The 23,342-nt window shown below is 69.9% G+C and carries 23 protein-coding genes; 13 read left to right on the top strand and 10 right to left on the bottom strand.

Going from position 1 to position 23,342, the window contains the following annotated elements:
- The first annotated feature begins 73 nt into the window (after window positions 1–73).
- From P1K31_RS18715 to P1K31_RS18705, 3 genes are all read left to right on the top strand, one after another.
- Window positions 74–598, top strand: a complete 525-nt coding sequence (locus P1K31_RS18715; RefSeq protein WP_276305884.1) for a helix-turn-helix transcriptional regulator — start codon at window positions 74–76, stop codon at window positions 596–598.
- Window positions 599–706: 108 nt separating this feature from the next.
- On the top strand, window positions 707–1,852 hold the full coding sequence (locus P1K31_RS18710) for a multicopper oxidase domain-containing protein (RefSeq protein WP_276305883.1): 1,146 nt from the start codon (window positions 707–709) through the stop codon (window positions 1,850–1,852).
- A 5-nt stretch (window positions 1,853–1,857) separates the two neighbouring features.
- Window positions 1,858–2,889 (top strand): halocyanin domain-containing protein, encoded by a 1,032-nt coding sequence (locus P1K31_RS18705; protein ID WP_276305882.1) that lies wholly within the window; start codon window positions 1,858–1,860, stop codon window positions 2,887–2,889.
- A gap of 203 nt (window positions 2,890–3,092) precedes the next feature.
- Here the strand turns inward: P1K31_RS18705 and P1K31_RS18700 are convergent, their stop codons facing one another.
- Both P1K31_RS18700 and cysK read right to left on the bottom strand, forming a co-directional pair.
- The gene (locus P1K31_RS18700) at window positions 3,093–4,310 is read right to left on the bottom strand and encodes an acyl-CoA dehydrogenase family protein (protein ID WP_276305881.1); all 1,218 of its coding nucleotides are present in this window, start codon (window positions 4,308–4,310) and stop codon (window positions 3,093–3,095) included.
- 149 nt (window positions 4,311–4,459) lie between these two features.
- Window positions 4,460–5,407 carry a cysteine synthase A gene (gene cysK, locus P1K31_RS18695; protein ID WP_276305880.1) on the bottom strand — a complete coding sequence of 316 codons (948 nt, stop codon included), beginning with the start codon at window positions 5,405–5,407 and terminating at the stop codon, window positions 4,460–4,462.
- Between the two features lie 158 nt (window positions 5,408–5,565).
- Between cysK and P1K31_RS18690 the strand changes: the two genes are divergently transcribed.
- Window positions 5,566–5,844: a DUF7553 family protein gene (locus tag P1K31_RS18690; protein WP_276305879.1), complete on the top strand. Its 279-nt coding sequence runs from the start codon at window positions 5,566–5,568 to the stop codon at window positions 5,842–5,844.
- A gap of 96 nt (window positions 5,845–5,940) precedes the next feature.
- Here P1K31_RS18690 and P1K31_RS18685 read toward each other — a convergent pair whose 3' ends face one another.
- From P1K31_RS18685 to P1K31_RS18675, 3 genes are all read right to left on the bottom strand, one after another.
- On the bottom strand, window positions 5,941–6,249 hold the full coding sequence (locus P1K31_RS18685; protein WP_276305878.1) for a cupin domain-containing protein: 309 nt from the start codon (window positions 6,247–6,249) through the stop codon (window positions 5,941–5,943).
- A 25-nt stretch (window positions 6,250–6,274) separates the two neighbouring features.
- Entirely contained in the window at window positions 6,275–6,673 is a 399-nt protein-coding gene (locus P1K31_RS18680) for a cupin domain-containing protein (protein ID WP_276305877.1), read from the bottom strand.
- Between the two features lie 159 nt (window positions 6,674–6,832).
- A complete protein-coding gene (locus P1K31_RS18675; protein WP_276305876.1) occupies window positions 6,833–7,321 on the bottom strand; it encodes a metal-dependent transcriptional regulator in 489 nt (162 codons plus the stop codon).
- A 585-nt stretch (window positions 7,322–7,906) separates the two neighbouring features.
- Here P1K31_RS18675 and hydA point away from each other — a divergent pair.
- Together hydA and P1K31_RS18665 are read left to right on the top strand one after the other, a co-directional pair.
- Window positions 7,907–9,310 (top strand): dihydropyrimidinase, encoded by a 1,404-nt coding sequence (gene hydA / locus P1K31_RS18670; RefSeq protein ID WP_276305875.1) that lies wholly within the window; start codon window positions 7,907–7,909, stop codon window positions 9,308–9,310.
- Between the two features lie 67 nt (window positions 9,311–9,377).
- Entirely contained in the window at window positions 9,378–9,746 is a 369-nt protein-coding gene (locus P1K31_RS18665) for a cupin domain-containing protein (protein ID WP_276305874.1), read from the top strand.
- On the opposite strand, the gene P1K31_RS18660 is transcribed toward P1K31_RS18665, so the two are convergent.
- Window positions 9,743–10,945 carry an MFS transporter gene (locus P1K31_RS18660; RefSeq protein WP_276305873.1) on the bottom strand — a complete coding sequence of 401 codons (1,203 nt, stop codon included), beginning with the start codon at window positions 10,943–10,945 and terminating at the stop codon, window positions 9,743–9,745. The genes P1K31_RS18665 and P1K31_RS18660 overlap by 4 nt on opposite strands.
- Before the next feature lie 179 nt (window positions 10,946–11,124).
- Here P1K31_RS18660 and P1K31_RS18655 point away from each other — a divergent pair, with 179 nt between their 5' ends.
- Complete coding sequence (locus P1K31_RS18655; RefSeq protein ID WP_276305872.1) at window positions 11,125–11,880, top strand: aspartate/glutamate racemase family protein; 756 nt, start codon at window positions 11,125–11,127, stop codon at window positions 11,878–11,880.
- A gap of 132 nt (window positions 11,881–12,012) precedes the next feature.
- On the opposite strand, the gene P1K31_RS18650 is transcribed toward P1K31_RS18655, so the two are convergent.
- The 3 genes from P1K31_RS18650 to P1K31_RS18640 form a co-directional block, all read right to left on the bottom strand.
- The gene (locus tag P1K31_RS18650) at window positions 12,013–13,845 is read right to left on the bottom strand and encodes a hydantoinase B/oxoprolinase family protein (RefSeq protein ID WP_276305871.1); all 1,833 of its coding nucleotides are present in this window, start codon (window positions 13,843–13,845) and stop codon (window positions 12,013–12,015) included.
- Window positions 13,846–13,862: 17 nt separating this feature from the next.
- Window positions 13,863–15,947 carry a hydantoinase/oxoprolinase family protein gene (locus tag P1K31_RS18645; protein WP_276305870.1) on the bottom strand — a complete coding sequence of 695 codons (2,085 nt, stop codon included), beginning with the start codon at window positions 15,945–15,947 and terminating at the stop codon, window positions 13,863–13,865.
- A 177-nt stretch (window positions 15,948–16,124) separates the two neighbouring features.
- Window positions 16,125–17,153 (bottom strand): LLM class flavin-dependent oxidoreductase, encoded by a 1,029-nt coding sequence (locus P1K31_RS18640; protein ID WP_276305869.1) that lies wholly within the window; start codon window positions 17,151–17,153, stop codon window positions 16,125–16,127.
- 173 nt (window positions 17,154–17,326) lie between these two features.
- On the opposite strand from P1K31_RS18640, the gene P1K31_RS18635 reads away from it, so the two are divergent.
- The 6 genes from P1K31_RS18635 to P1K31_RS18610 all read left to right on the top strand — a co-directional run bounded on the left by P1K31_RS18635 (window position 17,327) and on the right by P1K31_RS18610 (window position 22,190).
- Window positions 17,327–17,500, top strand: a complete 174-nt coding sequence (locus P1K31_RS18635) for a hypothetical protein (protein WP_276305868.1) — start codon at window positions 17,327–17,329, stop codon at window positions 17,498–17,500.
- Window positions 17,501–17,552: 52 nt separating this feature from the next.
- Window positions 17,553–18,407: an energy-coupling factor ABC transporter ATP-binding protein gene (locus P1K31_RS18630; RefSeq protein WP_276305867.1), complete on the top strand. Its 855-nt coding sequence runs from the start codon at window positions 17,553–17,555 to the stop codon at window positions 18,405–18,407.
- Window positions 18,404–19,330, top strand: coding sequence for an energy-coupling factor ABC transporter ATP-binding protein (locus P1K31_RS18625; protein ID WP_276305866.1), 927 nt, complete (start codon window positions 18,404–18,406; stop codon window positions 19,328–19,330). The genes P1K31_RS18630 and P1K31_RS18625 overlap by 4 nt, the downstream gene beginning before the upstream one ends.
- Before the next feature lie 72 nt (window positions 19,331–19,402).
- Window positions 19,403–20,062, top strand: a complete 660-nt coding sequence (locus P1K31_RS18620) for a hypothetical protein (RefSeq protein ID WP_276305865.1) — start codon at window positions 19,403–19,405, stop codon at window positions 20,060–20,062.
- A gap of 4 nt (window positions 20,063–20,066) precedes the next feature.
- A complete protein-coding gene (locus P1K31_RS18615) occupies window positions 20,067–20,867 on the top strand; it encodes an energy-coupling factor transporter transmembrane component T family protein (RefSeq protein ID WP_276305864.1) in 801 nt (266 codons plus the stop codon).
- Between the two features lie 81 nt (window positions 20,868–20,948).
- A complete protein-coding gene (locus tag P1K31_RS18610; RefSeq protein WP_276305863.1) occupies window positions 20,949–22,190 on the top strand; it encodes a Zn-dependent hydrolase in 1,242 nt (413 codons plus the stop codon).
- A 66-nt stretch (window positions 22,191–22,256) separates the two neighbouring features.
- Here the strand turns inward: P1K31_RS18610 and P1K31_RS18605 are convergent, their stop codons facing one another.
- Window positions 22,257–23,237 carry a quinone oxidoreductase family protein gene (locus P1K31_RS18605; RefSeq protein ID WP_276305862.1) on the bottom strand — a complete coding sequence of 327 codons (981 nt, stop codon included), beginning with the start codon at window positions 23,235–23,237 and terminating at the stop codon, window positions 22,257–22,259.
- Window positions 23,238–23,342: the final 105 nt, after the last annotated feature.

Here is a 23,342-nt window from a genome sequence, read left to right as displayed (position 1 = left end):
GCGGCGCTCGGGAGCCGGGCGGTCTCCGCGGACGGGGGCGAACACTTAACGTCGGTACGCGCTACCAACGAACATGGAGCCGGACGAGATCGCCGAGCTGGGTGTCCTGGGGATTCTCGCGGAGGAAGACGCCTCGCTCCCGCGGATCAGGGAACGACTGCAACACGGCTTCGGTCGGCACTGGACCGCCGGGCACGGGACGCTGGGACCGACGCTGTCGAGGCTCGAAGGCGCGGGCCGGGTCGGTCGAGACGGGGAGACCTACGCGCTCACGCGGGAGGGACGCGAGCGGCTGCTATCGCTCCTGCGGCGACCGATCGACGACGTCCTCGATCCGACGCAGCGACGGCACCTCCGCATGAAGATCGGCTTCCTCCACCACCTCCCGCCGCGCGAGCGGGACGAGGAACTCGCCCGCCTCGAGGACCAGTTCTACCGTGCGCGCGAGGAGCGGACCGCGGTCTATCGGGCCCACGAGCGACAGCTCGGCCCCGAACGGAGCTACCGCCGCGACATGCAGGAGCTGACCGTCCGACTCCTCGACGTTCACCTGGAGTGGATCCGCGAGCTGCGGGACCGGCAGCGACCGCCGGCCTGAGCGAGGGAGTCGAGAACGCCGGCGAGCCGAACGTGTTCGCCCGATTCCAGGGTGTCGAGAATCGGACTACCACGTCTTGAGGGGCGTCCCCGTATTCTGAGGTGTACTATGACGGATTCCATCGGCGCACCCGGGAAGGGCCTCTCCCGTCGCCAGTTCCTCGCCGCGACGGGGAGCGCCGGATTGTTCGCGACCGCGGGCTGCACGGCGGCGATCTCGCCGAGCGCCCAGCAGGTCGACCTCGACGGTGCCGCGACGGCGGGGGCGGACCTGCCCTCGACCGGTCGCCCCGAGGTCGTCGACCTCGACGAGCGCGGCCACGAGGTGACGATCAGGTCGGTGATGGCCCGCCACGACGTCCACCCCCTGGAGACGATGGGCGGTCCCATCTCGCTCCCGGTCGTCTGGGCGTTCCAGGCCGACGACGGCACGCCGAGCGTGCCCGGTCCCGTCCTCCGGACGACGGAGGGTAACGACCTGAAGATCACCCTCGACAACTCGGAGATGGAGGTCCCCCACACGCTCCACTTCCACGGCGTCCGGAAGTCGTGGAAGAACGACGGCGTCCCGACGACGACCGGCGTGACGGTCATGCCCGGGGAGAGGCACACCTACGCCATCCCCGCGAACGTCCCCGGCACGCACCTCTACCACTGCCACTACCAGACGCCGATGCACATGGACATGGGGATGTACGGGATCCTCCGGGTCGACCCGAAGGGGTACGAGGAGGCCGACAAGGAGTACTTCATGACGGCCAAGGAGTGGGACACGCGCCTCTCGCGCCAGCACGGCGGCGAGGACGTCGCGTACGACCTCCCCAGTCGGCGCGCGGACGCGTTCACCCTCAACGGGAAGTCCGCGCCCGCGACGCTCCACCCGGAGACCGGTTCGCCGCTCATCGTCGAGTCGGGCGACACCGTCCGGGTCCACTGGGTCAACGCCGGGTTCATGAGCCACCCGCTGCACACCCACAACCACCGCTTCCGCGTGGTCGAGAAGGACGGCAGCCCGATGCCGGAGGCGCTGCAGTACGAGCAGGACGTCTGTAACGTCGCCCCCGCGGAGCGCTACACCGTCGAGTTCGAGGCCGACGCTGACCCCGGCATCTACCTCCTGCACTGCCACAAGGTCGATCACGTGCGCAACGGCTCGTCGTACCCCGGCGGCATGCTCACCGGCATCGTCTACAGGGAGGCGATGGACACCGAGGTCTTCCGGCAGCTCATGACGTACGCCGGCTACGAGGGGTGATCGCGGTGAGCGACGCGCGCCACCCGATCGCGACCCGGCGACAGTTCCTCGCGGGCACCGCGGGCGCGGCGCTCGGCGCGGGCCTCCTCGCGAGCCCGGCGGTCGCCCAGAGCGGCGGGGGAGGCGGCGCCGACCTCGCGACGTGGTTCGAGAACACCGACAACGCCGACGGGATCGTGGACGAGCGCGGGACGTCGTCCGTCGAGATCACGGTCGGTGCTGAGGGCAACGGCGGGGCGTTCGCGTTCGAGCCCGCGGCGGTCCGAGTCGATCCGGGGACGACGGTCGTCTGGACGTGGACCGGCGAGGGCGGCACCCACAACGTCGTCGCGACGAACGGCGAGTTCGAGTCGGAGTACTACCAGACGGCGGGCGAGACCTTCGAGCACGCGCCCGAGGGGGAGGGCCTCCTCACCTACGCGTGTGCCCCCCACGAGTCGGTGGGCATGAAGGGCGCGCTCGTCGTCGGCGACGTCTCGGCCTCGCTGGGCGGAGACGGTGGGACGAACGCCGCGAACGCCACGAACGAGACGGGCGGCGGGGAGTCCGCGAGCGGCCCGGAGCGGACCTTCGGCGGCTGGCTCGAGAACACCGACAACTACGCCGGGGTGGTCGACGGGCGGGGCGAGGACCGCGTCACCGTGAAGGTGGGAGCCGAGGGCAACGGCGGGGCCTTCGCGTTCGACCCGCCGGCGATCCACGTCGACCCCGACACGATCGTCGTCTGGAAGTGGGTCGGCGACGCGGGCGCGTACGACGTCGTCGACGAGCGCCTCGGCTACCGGAGCGACCGCGTTTCCGGGACCGGCCACCGGTTCGCGGTGGCGTTCGGCGGTGGCGGCGTCAGCAAGTACGAGTGCGAGGCGTACGGCGAGCGCGGCATGCGCGGGGTCGTCGTCATCGGCGACCCCGACGACCGCGTCATCTCGGAGACGGGCACGGCCGCGCTCGGCGGGGGTGCCGCGCTGCTCGCCGCGCCGCTGCTTTACGGCCTGCGGTCACACGCGAAGAACACGACGGGGCCGAAGTCCGAGTAGAGTAACCGCCTCGCCGTCCCCCTCGTTCCGCTCAGTGCCGCCCGTCGGCCGCCTCGCGCCGCGCAGTCGCCTCGCACCGTTCGCCCGCCCACGCGGAGAGCGCGTCGTACCCCCCGCCCCGCCGCTCGACGCCGTGGACGTGATCGGCGATTCCGATCCCGTCGCGATCCGCCCGGGCGGTCGAGCGTCCAGGTCCGACGGCGTCACCCGTCGTATCGGGTCAGGGCGTCGAGTTCGGCGCGGTCGACGTCCTCGAACGCGTCGCGCGCGATCGTCCGCCGGTGGACCTCGTCCGCGCCGTCGATGATGCGGAACTGGCGGGCGGTCGCGTAGAAGTCGGCGAGCGGCAGGTCCCGCCCGATGCCGCTCCCGCCGCACAACTGGAGCGCCGTGTCGACGATCTCCTGGACCGCGGTGGCGGTGAACACCTTGGCCATCGCCACCTCGGTGCGCGCCTCGTGGCCGGCGGCGATCCGTTCGGCGGCGTTTCGGACCGTCGCGCGGGCGGCGTGCAGGTCCGTCTCCGCGTCGGCGATGGCGAACCGAACCGCCTGCTTGTCCGCGAGTCGATCGCCGAACGCCTCGCGCTCGGCGACGTACGCCGCCGCCACGTCGAGCGACCGGCGCGCCATCCCCGAAAAGCGCATGCAGTGGGTGAGCCGCGCCGGGCCGAGGCGCTCCTGGACGTGTCTGAACCCCTCGCCCTCCTCGCCGAGCAGGTGCTCCTCCGGCACCCGAACGCCGTGGTACCTGATCTCGGCGTGGCTGATCCCGGTCGGGCCGCCCCCGAGGTGGGGGATGTTCCGCACCACCTCGACGCCGGGCGCGTCCGACGGCACGAGGAACAGCGAACAGCCCGAGTAGGGATGCGCGTCGGGATCGGTTCGGGCGAAGACGATCAGTACGTCGGCCTCGACGCCCTGGGTCGTCCACCACTTGTGGCCGTCGATCACCCACTCGTCGCCCTCCCTGCGGGCGGTCGTGCGTATCGTCTTCGGGTCCGACCCCGCGCCGGGGAGCGGCTCGGTCATCGAGAAGCCGGACGCGATCTCGCCCGCGACGAGCGGTTTCAGGTAGTGTTCCCGCTGCAGGTCGGTCCCGACGAGTTCGAGCAGGTGCATGTTGCCCTCGTCGGGCGCGTCGACCCGCATCGCCGTCGGGCCGAGCAGCGAGCGTCCCGCCTCCTCGAACGTCGGGAGGACGTCCCGGAAGTCGATTCCCATCCCGTCCCACTCCTGGTCGATCTGTGGGGCGTAGACGCCGTACTCGCGCGCCGCCGCCCGGAGGTCGGCGACCGTCCCGGCGGAGACGGTCGCGCCACCGGACAGCGCTCGCTCCTTCGGTACGACGACCTCGTCCATGAGCGCCCGGGCCCGCGCCGCGAGTTCGGCCGCCCGCTCCGAGTCGTTGAACTCACTCATCCACGAACACGGGGCGCGGCTCGACCGTCACTGTGCCACCACCGTATCGGGGGGTTTTATAACGACGTGCCCGCGCCGTCCCCGGCGACGACACGTAGCCTCGACGCGTCACGGCGGGGGAGCGGGCGCAGTGGAGACGACGAACCGGCTCACGCGGTCGTGGTCACCGCGTCCGGTTCGGGGTCGGGATACAGGTCCGTCGAGAGGTAGCGCTCGCCGGTGTCCGGGAGGACGACGACGATCAGCTTCTCCCGGTTCTCCGGACGTCGGGCGACCCGAAGCGCCGCTTCGACGGCCGCACCCGAGGAGATCCCCGCCAGGATCCCCTCGTCGTAGGCGAGTTTCCGCGCGGCCGTGACCGCGTCCTCGCGCTCCACGGCGACGACGTCGTCGATCAGCCCCGGTCGAAGCACGTCCGGCACGAACCCCGCGCCGATCCCCTGGATGCCGTGGCTCCCCGCGGTACCGCCCGAGAGGACCGGCGACTCGGCGGGTTCGACGGCGATCGACCGGAAGTCCTCCCTCCCTCGCTCCTCCTTCACGTACTCGGAGACGCCGGTGATCGTCCCGCCGGTCCCCACGCCCGCGACGAGGACGTCCGCCTCGCCGTCCGTGTCGTCCCAGATCTCCGGTCCCGTCGTGGTGCGGTGGATCCACGGGTTGGCGAGGTTCGCGAACTGCTGGGGGACGACGGCGTTCTCGCGCTCGCTCGCGATCGATTCGGCCCGCTCGATCGCGCCCGCCATCCCGTCCTCGCCGGGCGTGAGCACGAGTTCGGCCCCGAGCGCGCGCAACAGCCGACGCCGTTCCTCGCTCATCGAGTCGGGCATCGTGAGGATCAGCTCGTAGCCCCTCGCCGCCGCGGCGGCCGCGAGGCCGATCCCGGTGTTCCCGCTCGTCGGTTCGACGATCGCGGTCCCCTCGTCGACGAGTCCGGCCTCCTCGGCGCGCTCGATCATCGCGACGCCGATGCGGTCCTTGACGGAGCCGGCCGGGTTGAACGCCTCCAGCTTCCCGACGATGTTCTCGCCGAACGAATCGAGGCGGACGAGGGGCGTGGTACCGATCAGGTCGGTGACGTCATCTGCGACGTTCATCGCCTGATTCGAACGGCGGCGACGTCCTTCAGTAGAGTACCAGGGTATGGCGGGGGTTCAAGGACGTCGCGTTCGCCGCCGGGGCGATCGTCCCCGGGATCAACCCCCCGGATATGATGGTCCCGCCTATTCGCTCACCGCGCTCCAACCGTCGGATCGTGACGCGAACCCACCTCGAGGCGGCGAACCGGGCGCTCATCCGCGCGATCGAGACGCCGCCCGACACCGGGATCGAACCGCGACTCGATCGGATCGCCGGGTCGCTCTGGGCGCTTGCGCGCCGCGAGTGCCGACCGCCGGATCCCGAACGCCTCCGTCGGTTGCAGCGCGAACTGGCGGCGCTCCGGGCGGAGGCGGCCGCGGAACGGGCGGGTCACATCGACCGGGCGCTGGTGTGCGTTCGCGCGCACCGGGCCTCGGCGGAGGTACCGGTCTGAGGTCGCGCGAGCCGGTCCGGCCGGGGCGATCCGGTCGCGCCACGGCGTGACGTGCCCGCACCGCGGGTTCGGACGGCTCCGGGTGAGCGGTGCCCCTTACTCGCCGTCGGCGCGCGGCGCGAACACGACGAGCGCGACGCTGTCGATCAGCGCGCGCGGCGAGATGTCCGCGTCGCCGTCGAAGCGGGCGACGTCGCCCGCTTCGAGTTCGCGCCTCTCGTCGCCGACGCGCAGCGCGAGCCGACCCTCCACGAGAAAGAGCACGACCTGTCGGTCGGGGTGTCGGTGCGGTTCGACGCGCTCGCCGGCCGCGAGCGCGAGCCGGATCGTCGTCGGTTCCTCGCCGGGGAAGACGTTCGCGTGGGGTCGCCCCTCGAGGTCGTCCAGTCGCTCGACCGACGTCATGGCCGGGGGTCGGTCGCCGTCGCGCTCATCGGTCCGGCCCCTCCCGCGACGCGAGCGGGTCGAACTCGTCGCGCCGGATGCCCTCGTGGACGGGGGCGTGCTCCTCCTCGGTGGGCGGCGGGGCGGTCACCAGCGCCGCCTCCAGGCGGGTCGTCTCGTCCGCGCGGACGCCCCGTTCCGTCCCCGCCTCGACGACCACCACGTCGCCCGGTTCCACGGCGTGCTCGTCTGCTCCGTCGCGGCCCCGGCCCGTCCCCGCCTGGACGACGACCGCGACGTCGCTGTCCGGCGCGTGGACCGGGATGAACTGCCCCGGTTCGAAGTAGCCGAGTACGACCTTCATCCGCTCGCTCTCGAAGACCGTCCTCGCGGTGAAGCGGTCGTCGTCGTAGCGTCGTTCGCTCGCGAAACTCGCGTCGACCATCGGTCACGCCCCCGCGCCGCTGCCGGTCGATCGGCACCCGACGCCGCGCGCGACGGACGCGCTCGTCTCTGCCCTGCGTAGATACATGCGTGTGAACGAAGCGGGGTGGAGTGCCTGTACCTTGCGCCGAAGGTGTTCGCTCCGGCGGGACTCCCGCCCTCAACACTCGATTCGCGAGCCGACGAGGCAGTGTTCGGCTCGGGCGGGAAGCTCCGGACACGACCGCTCGCACGGGCGTTCGATGCGGGTCCGGAGTCGGGCCACGCTCCGTTCCGGTAACGTGTACCCGATCAGGTAGGCGTCGTCGTCGCCGATGGCGGCGTCGAGCTCCGTCGCGAAGAACGACCGGACGACGCACTGTCGCCACGCGAGCTCCCCGGCCGCCCGCTCGCCGCGGTCGGTCAGCTCGACACCGCGGTGCTTCTCGTAGTCGAGGAGCGCCGCCGCGGCGAGTTTCGAGAACATCTCGGTGACGCTCGCCGGGTGCACGCCGAGGTAGTCGCCGACCGCACCGGTCCGGACGCGGGCCCCGTCGATCCGGCCGAGCCAGTACACGGCGAGGAGGTACCGTCCGGGTCGCCGCTCGACGGGGCGCTCGGAGCGGGCGGTGTCGCTGGGGTCGGCGGGTCGGTCTGACGTCGACGCCATGGCCGGAGTACTCGGCGGGAGGACGAAAGCATCGTGCCGAACTGGTTCGTCGGCCGGCTACGATCCCACCGCGTCCGCCGCCCTTCATCGCCCCCACCTGACGAACGCCGGTGCCGGTTCACCGTGGAAACAAATTAGAATTCGTTACTCGATCTTCCGTTTAACGGTCGTCGTCGGATCCCCTCTCCCCGCGCCCGCGAGCGCAGTGGCGAAACGCCAATCGGGGTCGTTGACGGGCGCCGAACCCGACAGATCTCCCGCCGTGGAGCGGCGACGATCGTTCCCACGTCGTTACGGGAGCCATTCACCCGGGTGGGATCCGTTGCGGGTCCTCCGTGCAGGACTGCCAGTGCCCTTACGGGGGTAGCGGGCCGGTGATGCCCGAACGAGCGACGGCCGGTACGGTTACGACGACGGAGCACGACCCGCCTCGGTAACGCGAGACGAATGCGGGTATTAGCGGGTTGTAACTTCTAATTGGAAATCCAGACGTGGCGACAGTCGTCCCGGTGACGCGCCGGTCCGTCACAGATCACGACAACACTTATCACGTGTCACGGCTTGGGGAGGCCGTGAGTTTCGACCATGTACGACACAGTGGTCCGTAACGGAACGGTCGTCACCCCCGAGCGCGCCTTCGAGGGGGACGTCGGCGTCCGCGACGGGGCGATCGCCGCGGTCGGCGCGCCGCGCTCGCTGAGCGGGGAGACGGTCGTCGACGCGACCGGACTGACGGTCTTCCCCGGGTTCGTCGACTCGCACGTCCACGTGAACCTCTCGCTCGGCGAGTTCACGACGAACGACTCGTTCGCGGACGCGACGGCGGCGGCCGCCCGCGGCGGAACGACGACGATCGTCCCCTTCGCGATCCCCGACGAGGGCGAATCGCCGCTCGCCGCGTTCGAGCGGCGGCGGGAGGAGGCAGACGGCAGCGCCTACGTCGACTACGGGCTGCACGGCTGCGCGACGCGCGCGGACGACCGCACGCTCGCCGAACTCCCCGACCTGATCGACCGCGGCGCGGCGAGCGTCAAGGTCTTCACCGTCTACCGCGACCGGCTGATGCTCACGCACGGCGAGATCCGCGACGTCCTCGAGGCGGTCGCCGCCGGCGGGGGGCTGTGCCTGGTCCACGCCGAGGACGAGGCGATCATCGCCCACCTGATAGAGCGACTGCGACGCCGCGGCGAGACCGACTACTCGGTCCACGCCGCGACGCGGCCGGCGGTGTCGGAGACGACCGCGATGTGGGCGGTCGCCGACCTCGTCGAGGAGACGGGCTGTCCGACTCTCCTTGTCCACGTCAGCGCCGGCCGTGCCGGGACCGTCCTCGAGTCCGCCCGGGACCGCCGCCTCCCGCTGCTCGCGGAGACGTGCCCGCACTACCTCGCGCTCACGGAGGAACTCTACGACCGGAGCGACGGCGAGAAGTACGTCTGCAGCCCGCCACTCCGCGACGGGACCAGCCGCGACGCCCTCTGGTCGATGCTCGAGGACGGCCTCGTACAGACCGTGAACAGCGACCACTGCGGCTACGACGCGGCGCAGAAGCGCCGGCACCGCGACGACGTCACGCGGGTACCGAACGGGTTGCCGGGGGTCGAGACGCGCAGCGCGGTCCTCTATTCAGAGGGGGTCGCAACCGGCCGGCTCTCCCCGACCGCGTTCGTTCGGCTGACCTCGACGAACGTCGCGAGGATGCTCGGGCTGTACCCGCGAAAGGGGACCGTCGCCGTCGGCGCGGACGCGGACCTCGTCCTGTTCGACCCGGACGCCGAGTGGACGGTCGACGGGTCGGCGCTGCGGCAGGCGTCCGACTACTCGCCGTTCGACGGGCGCGAGGTGCGCGGGAGGCCGGTGACGACGCTCGTCCGCGGCCGTCCGGTCGTGGAGGGGGGCGACCTCGTCGGCGCGCCCGATCACGGGACGTTCCTCCCGACCTCCGGCGCGGACGCGCCCGACCTGTTCTCGGGGTGGCACCGCCCCTGAGCGCTCGCTCGCGTCCGGTCGCCCGCCCGGGGCGCACGGTTAACCGTCGCCGAGACCAGTGGGACCCATGGACGAGGAGGCTCGATCCGGCGGATTCGTCGCGCGGAACCTCGCTGACGGCGAGCGGACGACGTTCCCGAACGGCGCGGTCGACGCGGTCGCGATCGCCGGCGTCACGGTGAAGCGGGCGACGATGCGGCCGGGATGGGAGTGGGAACGGGACGAGTCGCCGCTCGTCGGAACGGACAGCTGTCCGAACGCGCACCTGCTCTCCGTCGTGGCCGGCCGACTCGGATGCAGGCTCGACGACGGGACCGAGCACGAACTCGGACCGGGTGACGTCGCCGCCGTTCCCCCCGGCCACGTCGGCCGGACGATCGGCGACGAGGACCTCGTCTACCTCGACTTCGACGCCGGCGTCGATCCGTCGGTCTAGTCAGCGCCCCCCGGTTCGGGGGCGATCCAGGCGAACGCCAGGCCGGCGACCGCGAGCAGCGCGGCGTAGCCGAACGCCGCGTCGAACGCGCCGGTGTCCTCGATGAGCGTCCCGGCGACGACCGGGGCCGTGAACGACCCGAGGATGCCGACCGTACTGACGAACGCGACGGTCGTTCCGCCGACGGCGTCCGGGACGAGGTCGCGGGCGTAGCTGAAGAACACGCCGATGCCGAACTGGACGAAGAAGCCGACGAGCACGAGCAGGACGACGACGAGCGTCGCGTCGTTCACGGCGAGGAGGGCGGCGGTGGCGGGCGCGACGACGAGGAACGAGGCGCGGGCGATCGGGCGTCGACGGCGTTCCATGAGGCGGTCCGAGACGAGGCCGCCGCCCGACCGGGAGAGGATCCCGATCGCCGGAACCAGCGCGACGAGGAGGCCGCCCTCCTCGAGCGAGAGGTCGAAGGTCGCCGCCAGGTAGGACGGCATCCACCCGCTGAAGAGCAGGAGGAGCGAGTACGCGACGAACGCCATGGCGGCGACCGGCCACACCCGCCGGTTCCCGAGCACGTCCGCGAGCGCGCCGGCCGTCGGTCCGGGGCGGGCGTCGTTCGAGGGAGGGTCGGCGGTTCCGCCGACGAGCGCAAACGCGACGAACGAGAGCGTGAGGAGACAGCCCAGGACGGGGAAGGTCGCGAGCCACCCGGCACCGGACGCGGCGATCGGTGCGAGCGCGAGGCCGAGCGCGAGGCCGGCCGGGCCGCTCGTCGTGTAGAACCCGAGCGCGGTCGCCTCGTTACGCGGGTCGACCGACCGGCCGACGAGGTCGATGCTCGCGATCCAGAGGGCGGCGAACGCCATGCCGCCGAGGAAGCGCGACGCGAGGAAGGACGCGTAGTCGCCCTCGCCGCCGGCGAACCAGCCCCACACGATCGCGACGAGGAGCCCCAGCACGGCGGCCGTCACGACGCGGCCGGCGTCGAACCGGTCGAGGACGCGCCCCGCCGGCAGGCCGACGACGGCCTCGGCGGCGTAGGGCACGCTCACGATCCAGCTCGCGGCGGCCGCGCCGATCGCGAGCTCCGCGGTCAGCACTGGGAGGATGCCCGCCGGCGCGATCAGGTAGGCGGATCCGCAGACCGCGAGCAGCCAGGCAGCGAACAGGAGTCTCCGGGGGGATTCTCGTCTCTCCTCCATGCGTATCGAGGGGCCGATCCGCGTCGGACCGGACCCCGAGAGCACCGGAGAGTCGGCGGACGGGGTACATGTACGTTTCGCACGCCGCGACATCCTCCCCTCGCGTACTGTCCCGCGGCTGGACGCGAACGGCCGACGCATAGCTTTATCACGGGCTGAGGGGATAGTTAACGCGAGCCATGCGAATAAAGGCCATCAATCCGAACACCACCCTCGAGATGACGGAGAACATCGGGAAGGTGGCGGACAAGTACACGAGCGACGAGGTCGAGGTCGTGGCCGTCTCTCCCGAGCGAGGTCCGATCAGCATCGAGTCCTACTACGACGATTACCTCGCGATCCCCGGGCTGTTGGAGGAGATACGGAAGGACGAGGGGGACTTCGACGCGTTCATCAACGCCTGCTGGGGCGATCCGGGGATCGACGCCTGCCGCGAGGTGACCGAGAAGCCGGTCGTCGGGATCGCCGAGGGGTCGATGTACGTCGCCAACATGCTCGGGGCGACGTTCTCGGTCGCGACGATCCTCCCGCGGGCGAAGGACCTCATCGAGGAGACGGTCCTGACGACGGGACTCGCCTCGAAGTGCGCGTCCGTCAGGTGCACGGACCTGACCGTCGTCGAGACGGAGACGGCCCGCGACGCCGCGGTCGAGGCGCTGCTCGAGGCGAGCACGCTCGCGGTCGAGGAGGACGGGGCGGAGGCGATCTGCCTCGGCTGTGCGGGCATGGGCGGCCTCGACGAGGAACTCGAGAAGGAGCTCCCGGTGCCGGTCATCGACAGCGTCGGCGCGGCCGCCGTCCTCGCGGAGGGGCTGGTCAGGCTCGGCAAGTCGACGAGCAAGGTCATGACGTACAGGCCGCCGGAGCCGAAGGAGATCAAGGGGTATCCCGACGTCTACCAGTTCACGGAGCCTGCCCCGTCCGCGGACGACTGAACTCGCGACTCGTCCCGACGGTTTCGCCGTCCCATTTCTGTGCCGCGACGCGAACCCGAGCGTCGGCGTCGCGGACCGAACCGCGAACGGGGCGGCGGGAGGGCGCTGCGTCGCCGCGACTCTCCGTCCCCGTCAGCCGCGCAGCCGCCGGGTCTCCTCCTCGTCGACCTCGAGGTCGTCGGTGAGCGCGACGCCGTAGACCTCGCGCGCGCGTTCGACGCCGACGAGACCGTCGAGGACGTCGGCGCGGACCTTCTCCGGGTCGCGCTCGGTCGGGTCGCCCCACCCGCCGCCGCAGGGACCCACCAGGCGGAGCCGTTGGCCGACGTCCATCGACCGGTTCTCGAGCTTGGAGGTGAGCCGCCGCTCGCCGTCCGTCCCGGGATCGAGGATGATCCGCCCCGTCGTGCCGTCACGCCCGCCGTCGAAGCCCCACGGCGGGTACTTGTTGCCGTCGCCCTCGATGGAGACGCGGGCCGGGGTGACGAACTCCATCTCGCGAATCGTGCCGATGCCGCCGCGGTTGCGCCCGGCCCCCTCGCTGTCCTCGCGGAGCTCGTACCTGCTCACGCGGAGCGGGTAGTGGCTCTCGATGTCCTCGATCGGGTTGTTCCGCGTGTTGGCGTAGAGCGTGTCGACCGCGTCGAGACCGTCCTTCGCCGGCCGACCGCCGTAGCTGCCCGAGGAGATGTCCATGTACACCCAGTACTCGTCGTCCTCCGTGACGCCGCTGAACGTGCTCACCTTGAGGTTCCCGATGCCCGCGCAGGTCTTCTCCGGGACGACCTCCGCCAGCGCCTTCAGCGTGAGGTCGGCGATCCGGTTCCCCGGGCAGAACCGCGCGATCGTCGGCGCGGGGAACCGCGGGTTGACGATGGTCCCCTTCGGCGCGTGGACGGAGACGGGCCGGGTGATGCCGTTGTTCTGCGGGACGAGCTCGTGCTCCTCGGTGTCGAGGAGGGTCGACCGGATGACGAGCAACACCGCCGGGATGACGGTCCCCTTGAACGGCATGTTGATCGGTCGGTTGTCGATCTGCCCGTCGCACCGCGAGAGGTCGACGCGGATCTCCGACCCGTCGACCTCCAGGTCGACCGCGAGGAACACGTCCCTCTCGTTCGGATCCGGCGAGTCGAGGAACCCGTCGATGTGGCCCTCCGCGGAGTAGGTGCCGTCGGGAAGCCGCTCGATCTCCCGGCGCAGGCGCTCCTCCGAGTAGTTCATCATCGCCTGCCCCGCGAGCTTGACCGTGTCGTGGCCGTACTCCTCGAACAGCTCGTGCATCCGGTCGACGCCGACGCGGGCGGCGGAGATCTGCGCCTCGATGTCCCCCATGACCATGTCGGGCACCCGGATGTTGTCGGCGATGAGCTGCCAGGCGGCCTCGTTGCGCACCCCGTCGTCGACGATCTTCAGGGCGTCGAGCCGGATCGACTCGCTGTAGGCGTCGATGGTGTCGATGATGCACGTCCCGGGCTTGTCCGCGCCGACGTCGAGGTGGTGGGCCGTCGTCACCGAGAACCCCGTCAGCTCGCCGCCGTGGAAGATCGGGACGACGATCCCGAAGTCCGGGGCGTGGCTCGCGCCGTAGTAGGGGTCGTTGTGCAGGACGACGTCGCCGGGCCGGAAGACCTCGCCCCGCTCGTCGAAGACCTCGATCACGCCCTCCACGTAGGCCGGGATCGGACCCATCTGGAGCGGCGTGCTGTCGGTCTCACAGAGCTGTCGGCCCTGCTCGTCGAGGAGCGCGCAGCCGAAGTCCTCGGACTCCCGGATGATGCTCGAGTAGCTCATCCGGGTCAGCTTGTGACCCATCTCGTCGCAGATGTTGACCAGGCTGCCCGAGATGACCTGCTGCGTGATCGGATCGACCCGTCGGTCGGGGTCGTCGACCTCGAGTCGAGGCGCGGTCTGCTGTCTAACGTCGGTGCCGGTGAGGTTCCGTGTTTCGTGTACTTCTGCCATAATATCTCGTCTCCGTTTCACGCTCCCCGGGTCAGTTCGATGTCGCCGTACTCCAGCACGCGCGCCGAGAAGTCCGGCGGGACGATCGTCGTCGAGTCCTTCTCCCCGATGACGACGGGGCCGTCTATCTCGTGGCCGGCACCGAGCGCCGCCCGCTCGACGAACGGCGTCTCGAACGAGCGCGCCTCGCCGTCGACGCTGAAGTAGACGTCCTCCGTGAACAGCGCGAGGTCGGCCACGTCGCCCTCCGCGTCGGGGATCGGCACGAGCTTCGAGGAGGGGAGGCGACCGTACGCCGTCACCCGCTCGTTGACCAGTTCGACCGGGTTCTCCGGGAAGTTGTGGCCGAACTCGCTCCGGTGGATCTCGTCGAACGTCTCGCGGACCCGATCGACGGGCAGTACGCGCTCGCCGTCGCCCACGACGACGTTCAGCTCGTAGCCCTGTCCCTGGTAGCGGCAGTCGGCGGTCAGTTCGAGTGCGATGTCGTCGTCGCTCACGCCGTCGGCGCGGAGGCGGGTTCGAACCCGCTCGACCAGGTCGTCGTAGTCGGCCTGGAGCGTCTCGCGGTCGAGGTCGGCCAGCATCGAGAACTCGGTTGCGATCTGGTCGTACTGGAGGTCGGTCGTCGAGAGCCCGATCGCCGACAGCACCCCGGGGCTGGCCGGGATCAGCGTGCGCGGGATGTCCAGTTCGCGCGCGATGTCGGCGGCGTGCATCGGCCCCGCGCCGCCGAACGAGACGAGCGCGAACTTCTTCGGGTCGCGCCCCTTCTGGATCGTCTTCGACCGGATCGCGTTCGCCATGCCGTTGTTGACGATCTGGAGGACGCCGAGGGCGGCCTCCATGGTGTCCATCCCCAGCGGTTCGGCGAGACGCTCGCGGACGACCTCGCGCGGCTCGTCGGTCGAGAGGTCCATCTCGCCGCCGAGGAAGAACTCCGGGCGGATGCGCCCGAGGGCGACGTGGGCGTCGGTGACCGTCGGGTCGGTCCCGCCGCGCCTGTAGGCGACGGGACCGGGGACCGCGCCGGCGGACTTCGGCCCGACGCGGAACGCGCCCACCTCATCGAGGTAGGCGATGGAGCCGCCGCCCGCGCCGATCGTCTCGATGTCGATCATCGGAATCATCACCGGGTATCCGCCGATCTGCGTCTCGCGGACGTTCGCCTCGACGATCTCGCCGCCGGAGACGATGCCGATGTCGGCGCTCGTCCCGCCCATGTCGAGCGTGATGACGTTCGTCCCGGCGTCGTCGACGGGGTTGGCGTCGCCGCGCCACTTCCCGCCGAGGATGCCCGCCGCCGGCCCGGACAGCAGGAGCGTCACCGCCGTCTTCTTGATCATGTCCTCCGTGGCGATGCCGCCGTTCGACTGCATCACGTGGAGGTCGGCGCTCACGCCGAAGGCCTCGAGTTCGCGCTTGAAGCGCCCGATGTACTCGACCACCTTGGGGCCGATGAACGCGTTCATCGCGGTGGTGGTGAACCGCTCGAACTCGCGGAACTGCGGATAGACCTCGCTCGACGTCGTCACGTACGCGTCCGGGTGAACCTCCTCGACGATCTCCTTCGTCCGGCGCTCGTGCTCGTCGTTCAGGTAGGAGAAGAGGAACGAGACGGCGACGGACTCGACGCCCTCGGATCGCAGTTCCGCGGCGCGCTCGGCGACCGCGTCCTCGTCGAGCGCGACCGCGACCTGGCCGTCCGCGGTCACCCGTTCGGGCACCTCCTTCCGGTGTCGCCGCCTGACGAGGGGGTTCTTCTGCCACGGGATGTCCTGCTGGATGGAGTAGTTCTGCGGACGCTGGTGGCGTCCGATGTGGACCACGTCGCGGTAGTTCTCCGTCGTGATCATCCCCGTCGCCACGCCGTCGTGTTCCAGCACGGCGTTGGTCGCGATCGTCGTGCCGTGGAGCACGTAGTCGACGTCGCCCGGATCCGTCCCGGTCATCTCGCAGATCTCGCGTATCCCCGTCAGGGCCCCCGCGGAGGGATCGTCCGGCGTCGTGCTCACCTTGTGGATCGTCTGTTCCCCCGTCTCGTTGTCTATCAGGTAGATATCGGTAAAGGTCCCCCCGATATCCACGCCCAGGATTTTCATCGGCGTGTAGGACGATAGCGGCGACCGCTAAAAAAGATTTGCCCCTTGTTTACATGCCACGAGGTGGGGTGTTCCGCCCGGGAACGGGGCTCGACGTATCGGCCGACGCTCCGCGCGCCGTCGATGCGACGGCCGCCGACGGTCAGTCGGCGATCGGTCATCGAGGGCTATCGGCGGTCAGTCGGCGTCCAGGTCGAAGCCGTCTGCGATGGCGTCGATGCCGTAGCCGACGTTGCCGCCCATGACGCTCGGGACGACGAAGTCGAGGCCGTAGTCGAAGAACGCGGCGAGCCGCTCGACGCACTCGTCGGCGGTGCCGGCGGCGGCGAGTTCCTCGACCGCCCAGTCCGGGACGTACTGGGCGGCGCTCGCGCTCCCCTCGGCCTCGGTAGCCTCGCGCACGGGTCCCATGACCTCCTCCCGAACGTCGTCGCGGTCGAAGAACGGGTCGCCGACCGCCCGCCTCGCCCGCTCCAGCCCGGGGAGGTTGCAGACGTACTCCGCGACCATCGGTTTCACCGCCGCCCTGGCGGTCTCGCCGTCGGCGTCGATGGAGAACGCGGGCACCATCCCCACGTCGGGGCGTTCGCGGCCGGCCTCGCGCGCGCCCTCGTCGACGAGATCGAGGGCGTTCCTCACGTACCCCTCGCTGACGAAGACGTTCAGCACGACGCCGTCGGCGATCGCCCCCGCGAGTTTCAGCATCTTCGGGCCGGTAACGCCCATGTAGACCGGCACGTCGGCGCGCGGCGGCGGGACGTCGAGCCTCGCCCCCGAGATCGAGATCGTCTCCCCGTGGTAGTCGACCCGTTCGCCGGTCAGCAGGGCGCGGACCGCCTCGATGGTCTCTCTCGTGCGCGTGAGCGGGCGGTCGAAGGATTCGCCGTGAAACTCCTCTATGAGCATCTGATTCGCGGCCCCGATGCCGAGGACGGTCCGGTTGCCCGAGAGTTCATCGAGGGTGGCGACGGTCTGCGCCAGCAGCGTCGGCGTCCGAGTGTAGGGGTTGACCATGGCCGTTCCCAGTTGTATGCGTTCGGTACGCGCCGCCCACGCCGCGAGCGGCGCGACGGCGTCGCGCAGCAGGCGTGATTCGAGCGCCCACGCCGACTCGAACCCGCGGTCCTCCGCGAGGCGAACGTACGTCCCCTGCCGGGGTTCCGCCGGCTGATCGACGAAGGCGACGCCGAGTCTCTTGCGGGACATTACCACGCTCAAGGACGGAGGTGCCCATAACTGTTTGCCGGAGTGAGCGCCGACCGACGGAATCCGCACGATCGCGTCGCATTCTGTAATTCCGACCACAGAAAACTATTAATCGACCGGTACCGAACACCTCTCCGGGTATTGTCATGGCAAACCAAGGCATACTCCCCCTAGTGGGGATCGTAGTAGTCGCAGTCCTGCTGCTGGGGCTCGTATACGCCAACGTCACCGGGATGCTGTCGTTGTCCGGGGCCGAAGTGGTGGACAGTAACACGGCGACGCTCGTCGTCGCCGCGCTGTTCCTGCTCATGGTGCCGTGGGTGTACCGGCGCATGAAGACCTCGTAGAACCGGCACGACGACCAGAGATCCGAACGAAGATGGAGGACCCGATCCAATAATGGCGGCTATCGAACTAGAAGACCTATCGTTCCGGTACCGAAACCAGCGCGGCGAACCGGCGCTCCGCGACGTCTCGCTCACGGTCGAGGAGGGCGAATTCCTCGGCGTCGTCGGCGAGACCGGTGCCGGAAAGACGACGCTCCTCTCGGCGATGTGCGGCGTGATCCCGTTTCACACGTCGGGGGATCGAGCGGGGACGGTGCGGGTGAAGGGACGGGCGGTCGAGGCGTACGGCTCGCTGAGCGCCCTCTCCTCCGCGATCTCCATGGTGCTCGACAGCCCGGAGAACCAGCTGTTCAACCTGCACGTGTTCGACGAGGTGATCTGGGGGCCGGAGAACATGGGGTTCGACCGCGAGGAGATCATCGAGCGGGGCGAGCGCGCCCTTCGGCTGTTCGGCCTGGAGGGTTTCGAGGACCGGATCACCTACACCCTCTCGGGGGGCGAGAAGCAGAAGGTCGCGATCGCGTCCATCTACGCGCTCAGCCCGGAGATCATCCTCCTCGACGAGCCGACCAGCCAGCTCGACCCCATCGGCACCGAGATGGTGTTCGAGGCCATCGACCAGCTGATCGCGGAGGGCGTCACCATCGTGATGGCCGAGCACAAGATCGAGGAGCTCGCCAAGTACGCCGACCGGATCGCGGTCCTTCGCGGCGGCGAGCTGACGCACGTCGACGAGACGCGGGCGTTCTTCCTCGACGGGGCGGACCACGGCGTCGCGCCGCCGCAGGTCACCGAACTCGGCCTAGAGCTGTCCCGGAGCGGCGTCGACGGGTTCCGCATACCGCTCACGCTGGAGGAGGCCACCGCGGAATACGCCGGCGTGCTCCGGCGGGAGGGCCCGCGATGATAGCGGACGGCGCGCGCGCGCTCCGGTTCGACGGGGTCGAGTTCAGTTACGTGCCCGGAACCCGGGTCCTCCACGGGATCGACCTGACCGTCGACGCGGGCGAGTTCGTCACCATCATCGGGCAGAACGGGTCGGGGAAGTCGACGCTCGTGAAGCACATCAACGGGCTGCTGACGCCGGACGCGGGCACCGTGGAGGTGGCGGACCGGGACGGGACGACCTACTCGACCGACGAGCACCCGATGAACGTGCTCGCGCGTATCGTCGGCTACGTGTTCCAGAACCCGGACGATCAGATCTTCCACACGACGGTCCGCGAGGAGATCGAGTACGGGCTCAAGAACGTCGGCGTCCCGGCGTCGGAGCGCGCGGCCCGCGTCGCGACGGTGCTCGACCGGGTCGGTCTCCCGATCGACGGGAGCGAGAACCCCTTCAGCTTCAGCAAGGGACAGCGCCAGCGCCTCGCGATCGCGTCCGTGCTGGCGATGCGCCCGCAGCTGATCTGCGTCGACGAGCCGACGACCGGCCAGGATCGCGCCGAGAGCGTTCGCATCATGGAGATCCTCCGGGACTACAACGAGCGGGGGCACACCGTCGTCGTCATCACGCACGACATCGCCCTCGCGGCGGCCTACACGGATCGCGTGATCGCGATCAAGGACGGTCACGTCATCGCCGACGGGCCGCCCGAGCGGGTGTTCCTCGACGCGGGGAACCTGGAGGAGACGAACATCAGACCGCCCCAGATCACGCAACTCGGGCTCGCGCTCGCGGACGAGGCACCGCCGGGCGTGCTGGAGGAGATGTGGCTGACGACGGCCGACGCGCTCGAGGACGTCACGTCGTTTCTCGGGCGGAGCGAGCGGACCGACCCGGCCGACGTGACCGACCCGACCGTCACGGAACGGAACTACAACAACTGATCGCCAAAACAGCCGATCGCCGACCGAACCGACGACCGACCGACGACCGACCGAACGCAGAACACGGAGACAATGAACGGAACCACCGACGTAGGAACCGAGGTACCGACTTCAGACAAGACTATCGCGGAGGACACCGCGCCGGGACCGCTCCCGGACAACCTCTACGGTCAGCTCCCGGACTGGGAGTTCAAGCTGTGGCCGAGTTCGACGACCGTGATCATGGCGTCGCTGTTCCTGGCGCTCGGGTTCACGGTGAACATGCAGATCACCGAGCGCATCGACACGGCGATGTGGGGCGGCATCTCCCCCCTGTGGGGGCTGTTCTTCTTCTCGCTGTGGAACATGCCCGGCGCGATCTTCTTCGGCCTGCCGGGGGCGCTCATCGTGGCGAACATCAACCCGATCGTCGCCAACCTGACCGCGACGAACCCGCTCGCGCCGACGTTCTTCGCGACGAACACGCTCTACGCCGTCCCGATGGCGCTGTGGGCGTGGTACTTCAAGCGTCCCGGTGAGGGACTCACCTTCACGCAGATTTCGATCGCGCACTTCCTGTCGATCCCGCTGGCGGTCGTGCCGCTCGCGCTCATCTGGCTGTTCGTGCTCAACTTCACGATCGAGGTGATCGCCCTCTGGTTCGTCGCGTCCGCAGTGTTCGGCTGGGCCGGCATCTTCGTCGCGTACCCCTTCGCGAAGAAGTTGCTCGAATCCGGCGTCGTCCAGCGGTAGTGCGATGAAGTCACTGTTCCAATTTTCGGGCGGCAACTCGTTCCTCCACCGGCTCGATCCGCGCCCGAAGTTCCTCCTGGTGCTCGCGGTGCTGGCGTACGTGCTGCTGTTCGAGCGGCCGAGCTACATGCTCGCGGCCTTCGCGGTCGTCGTCGGTATCATCTGGGCGTTCGGCCGCATCTCGCCGTTCGAGTACGGGACCCTGTTGCTCCTGTTCACGCCGCTCATCGTGGCGGTCGCGCTGATACAGGGGTTGACCCAGCACCCGCCGCACGCGACCAACGTGGTGGAGGTCGGCCCGATCGGCCTCTCCGACGTGGGCCTGCTGCTCGGCGCGAGCATCGGTCTGCGGCTCGCCACGATGGGGCTGACGTTCATGATGTTCTCGATGACGACGACGCCGCAGGACGTCGGCCTCGCGATACACAAGATCGGCGTCCCGTTCCGGTACGCCTACCTGGCGACGTTCGGTCTGCGGTTCCTCCCGATGATGCAGGAGGACCTGCAGACGATACAGAACGCCCGGGCGGTCAGAGGTGACGTGGACGTGGGATCGCGCAACCCCCTGCGACGGTTGAAGAGCCTCCCGATGTCGTTCTTCCCGCTCGCGGCGAACTCGCTCAGACAGAGCAGCGAGACGGCGAAGGCGCTCGAACTGCGGGGGTACGGTTCCGCAGAGCGACGGACGACGGTGTTCGACCTCTCGCTGACCGGCCGGGACTACGCCACCGCGGGCGTCGCGGTGATCGTCATCGCGGCGGTCGCGTACGCCCGCGTCGTTCTCGACCTGGGCGGACTCGGGTGATGTCCCCGTCACGATCCGAACGCCGATGACGGAGGGACGCGAAGCGGGTAGCGAGCGACGAACGGAACTGTATCAGTCAACATGACGAACGAAATCGCGATACGGAAGGACCGGCTCTGGGATTCGATTCAGACCCTCGGCCGGATCGGAGAGACCGACGACGGGGCGATGATGCGCGTGACGGGGAGCGACGCCGACAGGCGCGCGCGCGATCGGGTGGTCGAGTGGTTCCGGGCGGCGGACATGGACGTCGCCGTCGACCCGGTCGGCAACGTCGTGGCGCGGCGGGCGGGCCGCGTCGACGCCCCGCCGGTCGTCACGGGGTCGCACATCGACACCGTGCCGGCCGGCGGAAAGTTCGACGGAACGGTCGGCGTCCTCGGCCCGCTCGAGATCGTCCGGGCGTGGAACGCGGCCGGTCTCGAGACCGACCGACCGATCCACGTCGTCGTCTTCACCGAGGAGGAGGGGACGCGGTTCGGCACCGGCCTCCTCGGGAGCCTCGTCGCCACCGGACGACTCCGGACGGACGACGCGCTGGCGCTCGAGGACGAGGACGGCGTCACGCTCGCGGAGACGCTACGGGAGATGGGCTACGACGGGAGGGCGGACCTCGGACTGTCCGACGCCGCCGCCTTCATCGAGATGCACGTCGAACAGGGCCCCGTTCTCGATCGGAGCGACACGGCGGTCGGCGTCGTCGAGACGGTCGCGGGCATCACGCACCACCGGGTGACCTTCGAGGGGGAGGCGGACCACGCCGGCAACACGCCGATGGAGATGCGCCGCGACGCCTACGCCGGGGCCGCGGAGTTCACGCTCGAACTGGAGCGGACCGCGCGGCGACACGCCGAGACGTCGAACACCGTCGGGACCGTCGGGAAGTCGACGGTCGCGCCGAACGGTACGAACGTGATCCCGGGCCGAGTCGACCTCGGGGTGGACATCCGGGACACGGACGGCGAACACCTCCGCGACGCGGTCTCCTCGGCCAAGGACCGGGCCCGCGAGATCGCGTCGCGACGGGAACTCGACTGTCGCTGGCGATCGCTCCTCGACGTCTCCCCCACCGCCATGTCGCCGGAGATCATCCGACGCCTGATCGGGGCGGTTCGGGACAGCGGCTACGACTACCGGCGGATGCTCTCGGGGGCGGGCCACGACGCGATGAACGTCGCCGCCGTCGCCCCCACGGGACTGCTGTTCGTTCCGAGCCGGGACGGCGTCAGTCACAGCCCCGCCGAGTACACCTCGCCGGAGGACCTGTACGCGGGGACGCGCGTCCTCGAGGCGGCGCTGCGCGACCTGGCGACGAGCGAGTGATCGGCCGGAGCGCCCGGGGAACCGGAACGATCCCGGGTGAGCGCGCAGGGGGACGGGACCCGAACGCTACGGGACCAGAACGAGTTTTCCGGGGAAGCTGTCCTCCACGACAGCCCGCTGGGCCTCCGCGGCGTCCCCGAGGTCGTAGGTCCGTGCGACCTCGACCGTCAGTCGGCCGACGTCGAGGAGGTGAGCCAGGCGTTCGAGGACGACGTCGATGTTCGGCTCGTTGAACATGTCCATCGGTTGGATGGTGAGGTCCTTCCCGATGGCCGCGGTGAGGTCCTCGATGACCGGCGAGTCGTAGTTCCCGCCGATCGCGACGACCGTCCCGCCGTAGGCGGAGACGTCGATGTCGAACTGCGCGTACTCGCCGAGCATGTGATCGAGGACGACGTCGACCCCGCCGGACGCCGCATCGGTCACGGCGTCCCGCAGGTCGTCGCGGCGGTAGTCGAGTACGACGTCGGCACCGAGTTCCGCCACCGTCGGGGCGTGGTCGGCCGACGCGGTGGCAACGACGGTCGCTCCGAGGGTGGCGGCCAGCTGGACGGCGACGTGCCCGACGCCGCCGCTCCCGCCGTGGACCAGGCAGGTCTGTCCGGGTTCGAGATCGCCGAAGTGGAGGAGCGCGCGCCAGGCGGTGATGCCGACGAGGCCGAGGCCGGCACCGACGTCGAACCCGACGTCGTCCGGGAGCCGGGCGAGGCGGTCCTCGCGGGCGACGACGAACTCCGCATAGGTTCCCTGTCGATCGCCGCGAGCGCCGCTCACGTTCAGGTGCGGGATCGTCCCGAAGACGCGATCGCCGACGTCGAACCGCGTGACGCGCTCCCCGACCCGCTCGACGACGCCCGCCACGTCCGATCCCGGTATGAGGGGTAGCTCGTCGCCCCAGAGCCCCTGTCGGCGCAGCGTATCACACGGGTTGACGCCGATCGCGCGGGTCGCGACGAGTACCTCGTCGGCGTCCGGCGAGAGCCGCTCTACGGTCTCGAGTTCGAGGACGCTCGGATCTCCGAATTCGTGGTAGCGAATCGCACGCATATCATCGTGGAGTCTCCCGTGGTACTTAGCGTTACGCGTACCCGGTCCGGGAATGGCCAGGTGCGATCGGCGGAGCGTCGTCGAGGGCGGCGCGACAGAGAGTTC

The sequence above is a fragment of the Halomarina halobia genome, from assembly GCF_029338575.1.
In the GTDB taxonomy this organism is placed as follows: domain Archaea; phylum Halobacteriota; class Halobacteria; order Halobacteriales; family Haloarculaceae; genus Halomarina; species Halomarina halobia.
The sequence above is the reverse complement of the archived record's forward strand: the minus strand, read 5'-3'. Positions and strand labels throughout refer to the sequence as shown.

Coding starts and splice junctions, on each gene's coding strand:
- P1K31_RS18615 (WP_276305864.1), top strand. CDS start 20,067: ATGAAGTCACTGTTCCAATTTTCGGGCGGCAACTCGTTCCTCCACCGG.
- P1K31_RS18650 (WP_276305871.1), bottom strand. CDS start 13,845: ATGGCAGAAGTACACGAAACACGGAACCTCACCGGCACCGACGTTAGA.
- P1K31_RS18710 (WP_276305883.1), top strand. CDS start 707: ATGACGGATTCCATCGGCGCACCCGGGAAGGGCCTCTCCCGTCGCCAG.
- P1K31_RS18715 (WP_276305884.1), top strand. CDS start 74: ATGGAGCCGGACGAGATCGCCGAGCTGGGTGTCCTGGGGATTCTCGCG.
- P1K31_RS18605 (WP_276305862.1), bottom strand. CDS start 23,237: ATGCGTGCGATTCGCTACCACGAATTCGGAGATCCGAGCGTCCTCGAA.
- cysK (WP_276305880.1), bottom strand. CDS start 5,407: ATGAACGTCGCAGATGACGTCACCGACCTGATCGGTACCACGCCCCTC.
- P1K31_RS18685 (WP_276305878.1), bottom strand. CDS start 6,249: ATGACGTCGGTCGAGCGACTGGACGACCTCGAGGGGCGACCCCACGCG.
- hydA (WP_276305875.1), top strand. CDS start 7,907: ATGTACGACACAGTGGTCCGTAACGGAACGGTCGTCACCCCCGAGCGC.
- P1K31_RS18675 (WP_276305876.1), bottom strand. CDS start 7,321: ATGGCGTCGACGTCAGACCGACCCGCCGACCCCAGCGACACCGCCCGC.
- P1K31_RS18630 (WP_276305867.1), top strand. CDS start 17,553: ATGGCGGCTATCGAACTAGAAGACCTATCGTTCCGGTACCGAAACCAG.
- P1K31_RS18610 (WP_276305863.1), top strand. CDS start 20,949: ATGACGAACGAAATCGCGATACGGAAGGACCGGCTCTGGGATTCGATT.
- P1K31_RS18620 (WP_276305865.1), top strand. CDS start 19,403: ATGAACGGAACCACCGACGTAGGAACCGAGGTACCGACTTCAGACAAG.
- P1K31_RS18680 (WP_276305877.1), bottom strand. CDS start 6,673: ATGGTCGACGCGAGTTTCGCGAGCGAACGACGCTACGACGACGACCGC.
- P1K31_RS18660 (WP_276305873.1), bottom strand. CDS start 10,945: ATGGAGGAGAGACGAGAATCCCCCCGGAGACTCCTGTTCGCTGCCTGG.
- P1K31_RS18655 (WP_276305872.1), top strand. CDS start 11,125: ATGCGAATAAAGGCCATCAATCCGAACACCACCCTCGAGATGACGGAG.
- P1K31_RS18640 (WP_276305869.1), bottom strand. CDS start 17,153: ATGTCCCGCAAGAGACTCGGCGTCGCCTTCGTCGATCAGCCGGCGGAA.
- P1K31_RS18700 (WP_276305881.1), bottom strand. CDS start 4,310: ATGAGTGAGTTCAACGACTCGGAGCGGGCGGCCGAACTCGCGGCGCGG.
- P1K31_RS18665 (WP_276305874.1), top strand. CDS start 9,378: ATGGACGAGGAGGCTCGATCCGGCGGATTCGTCGCGCGGAACCTCGCT.
- P1K31_RS18625 (WP_276305866.1), top strand. CDS start 18,404: ATGATAGCGGACGGCGCGCGCGCGCTCCGGTTCGACGGGGTCGAGTTC.
- P1K31_RS18645 (WP_276305870.1), bottom strand. CDS start 15,947: ATGAAAATCCTGGGCGTGGATATCGGGGGGACCTTTACCGATATCTAC.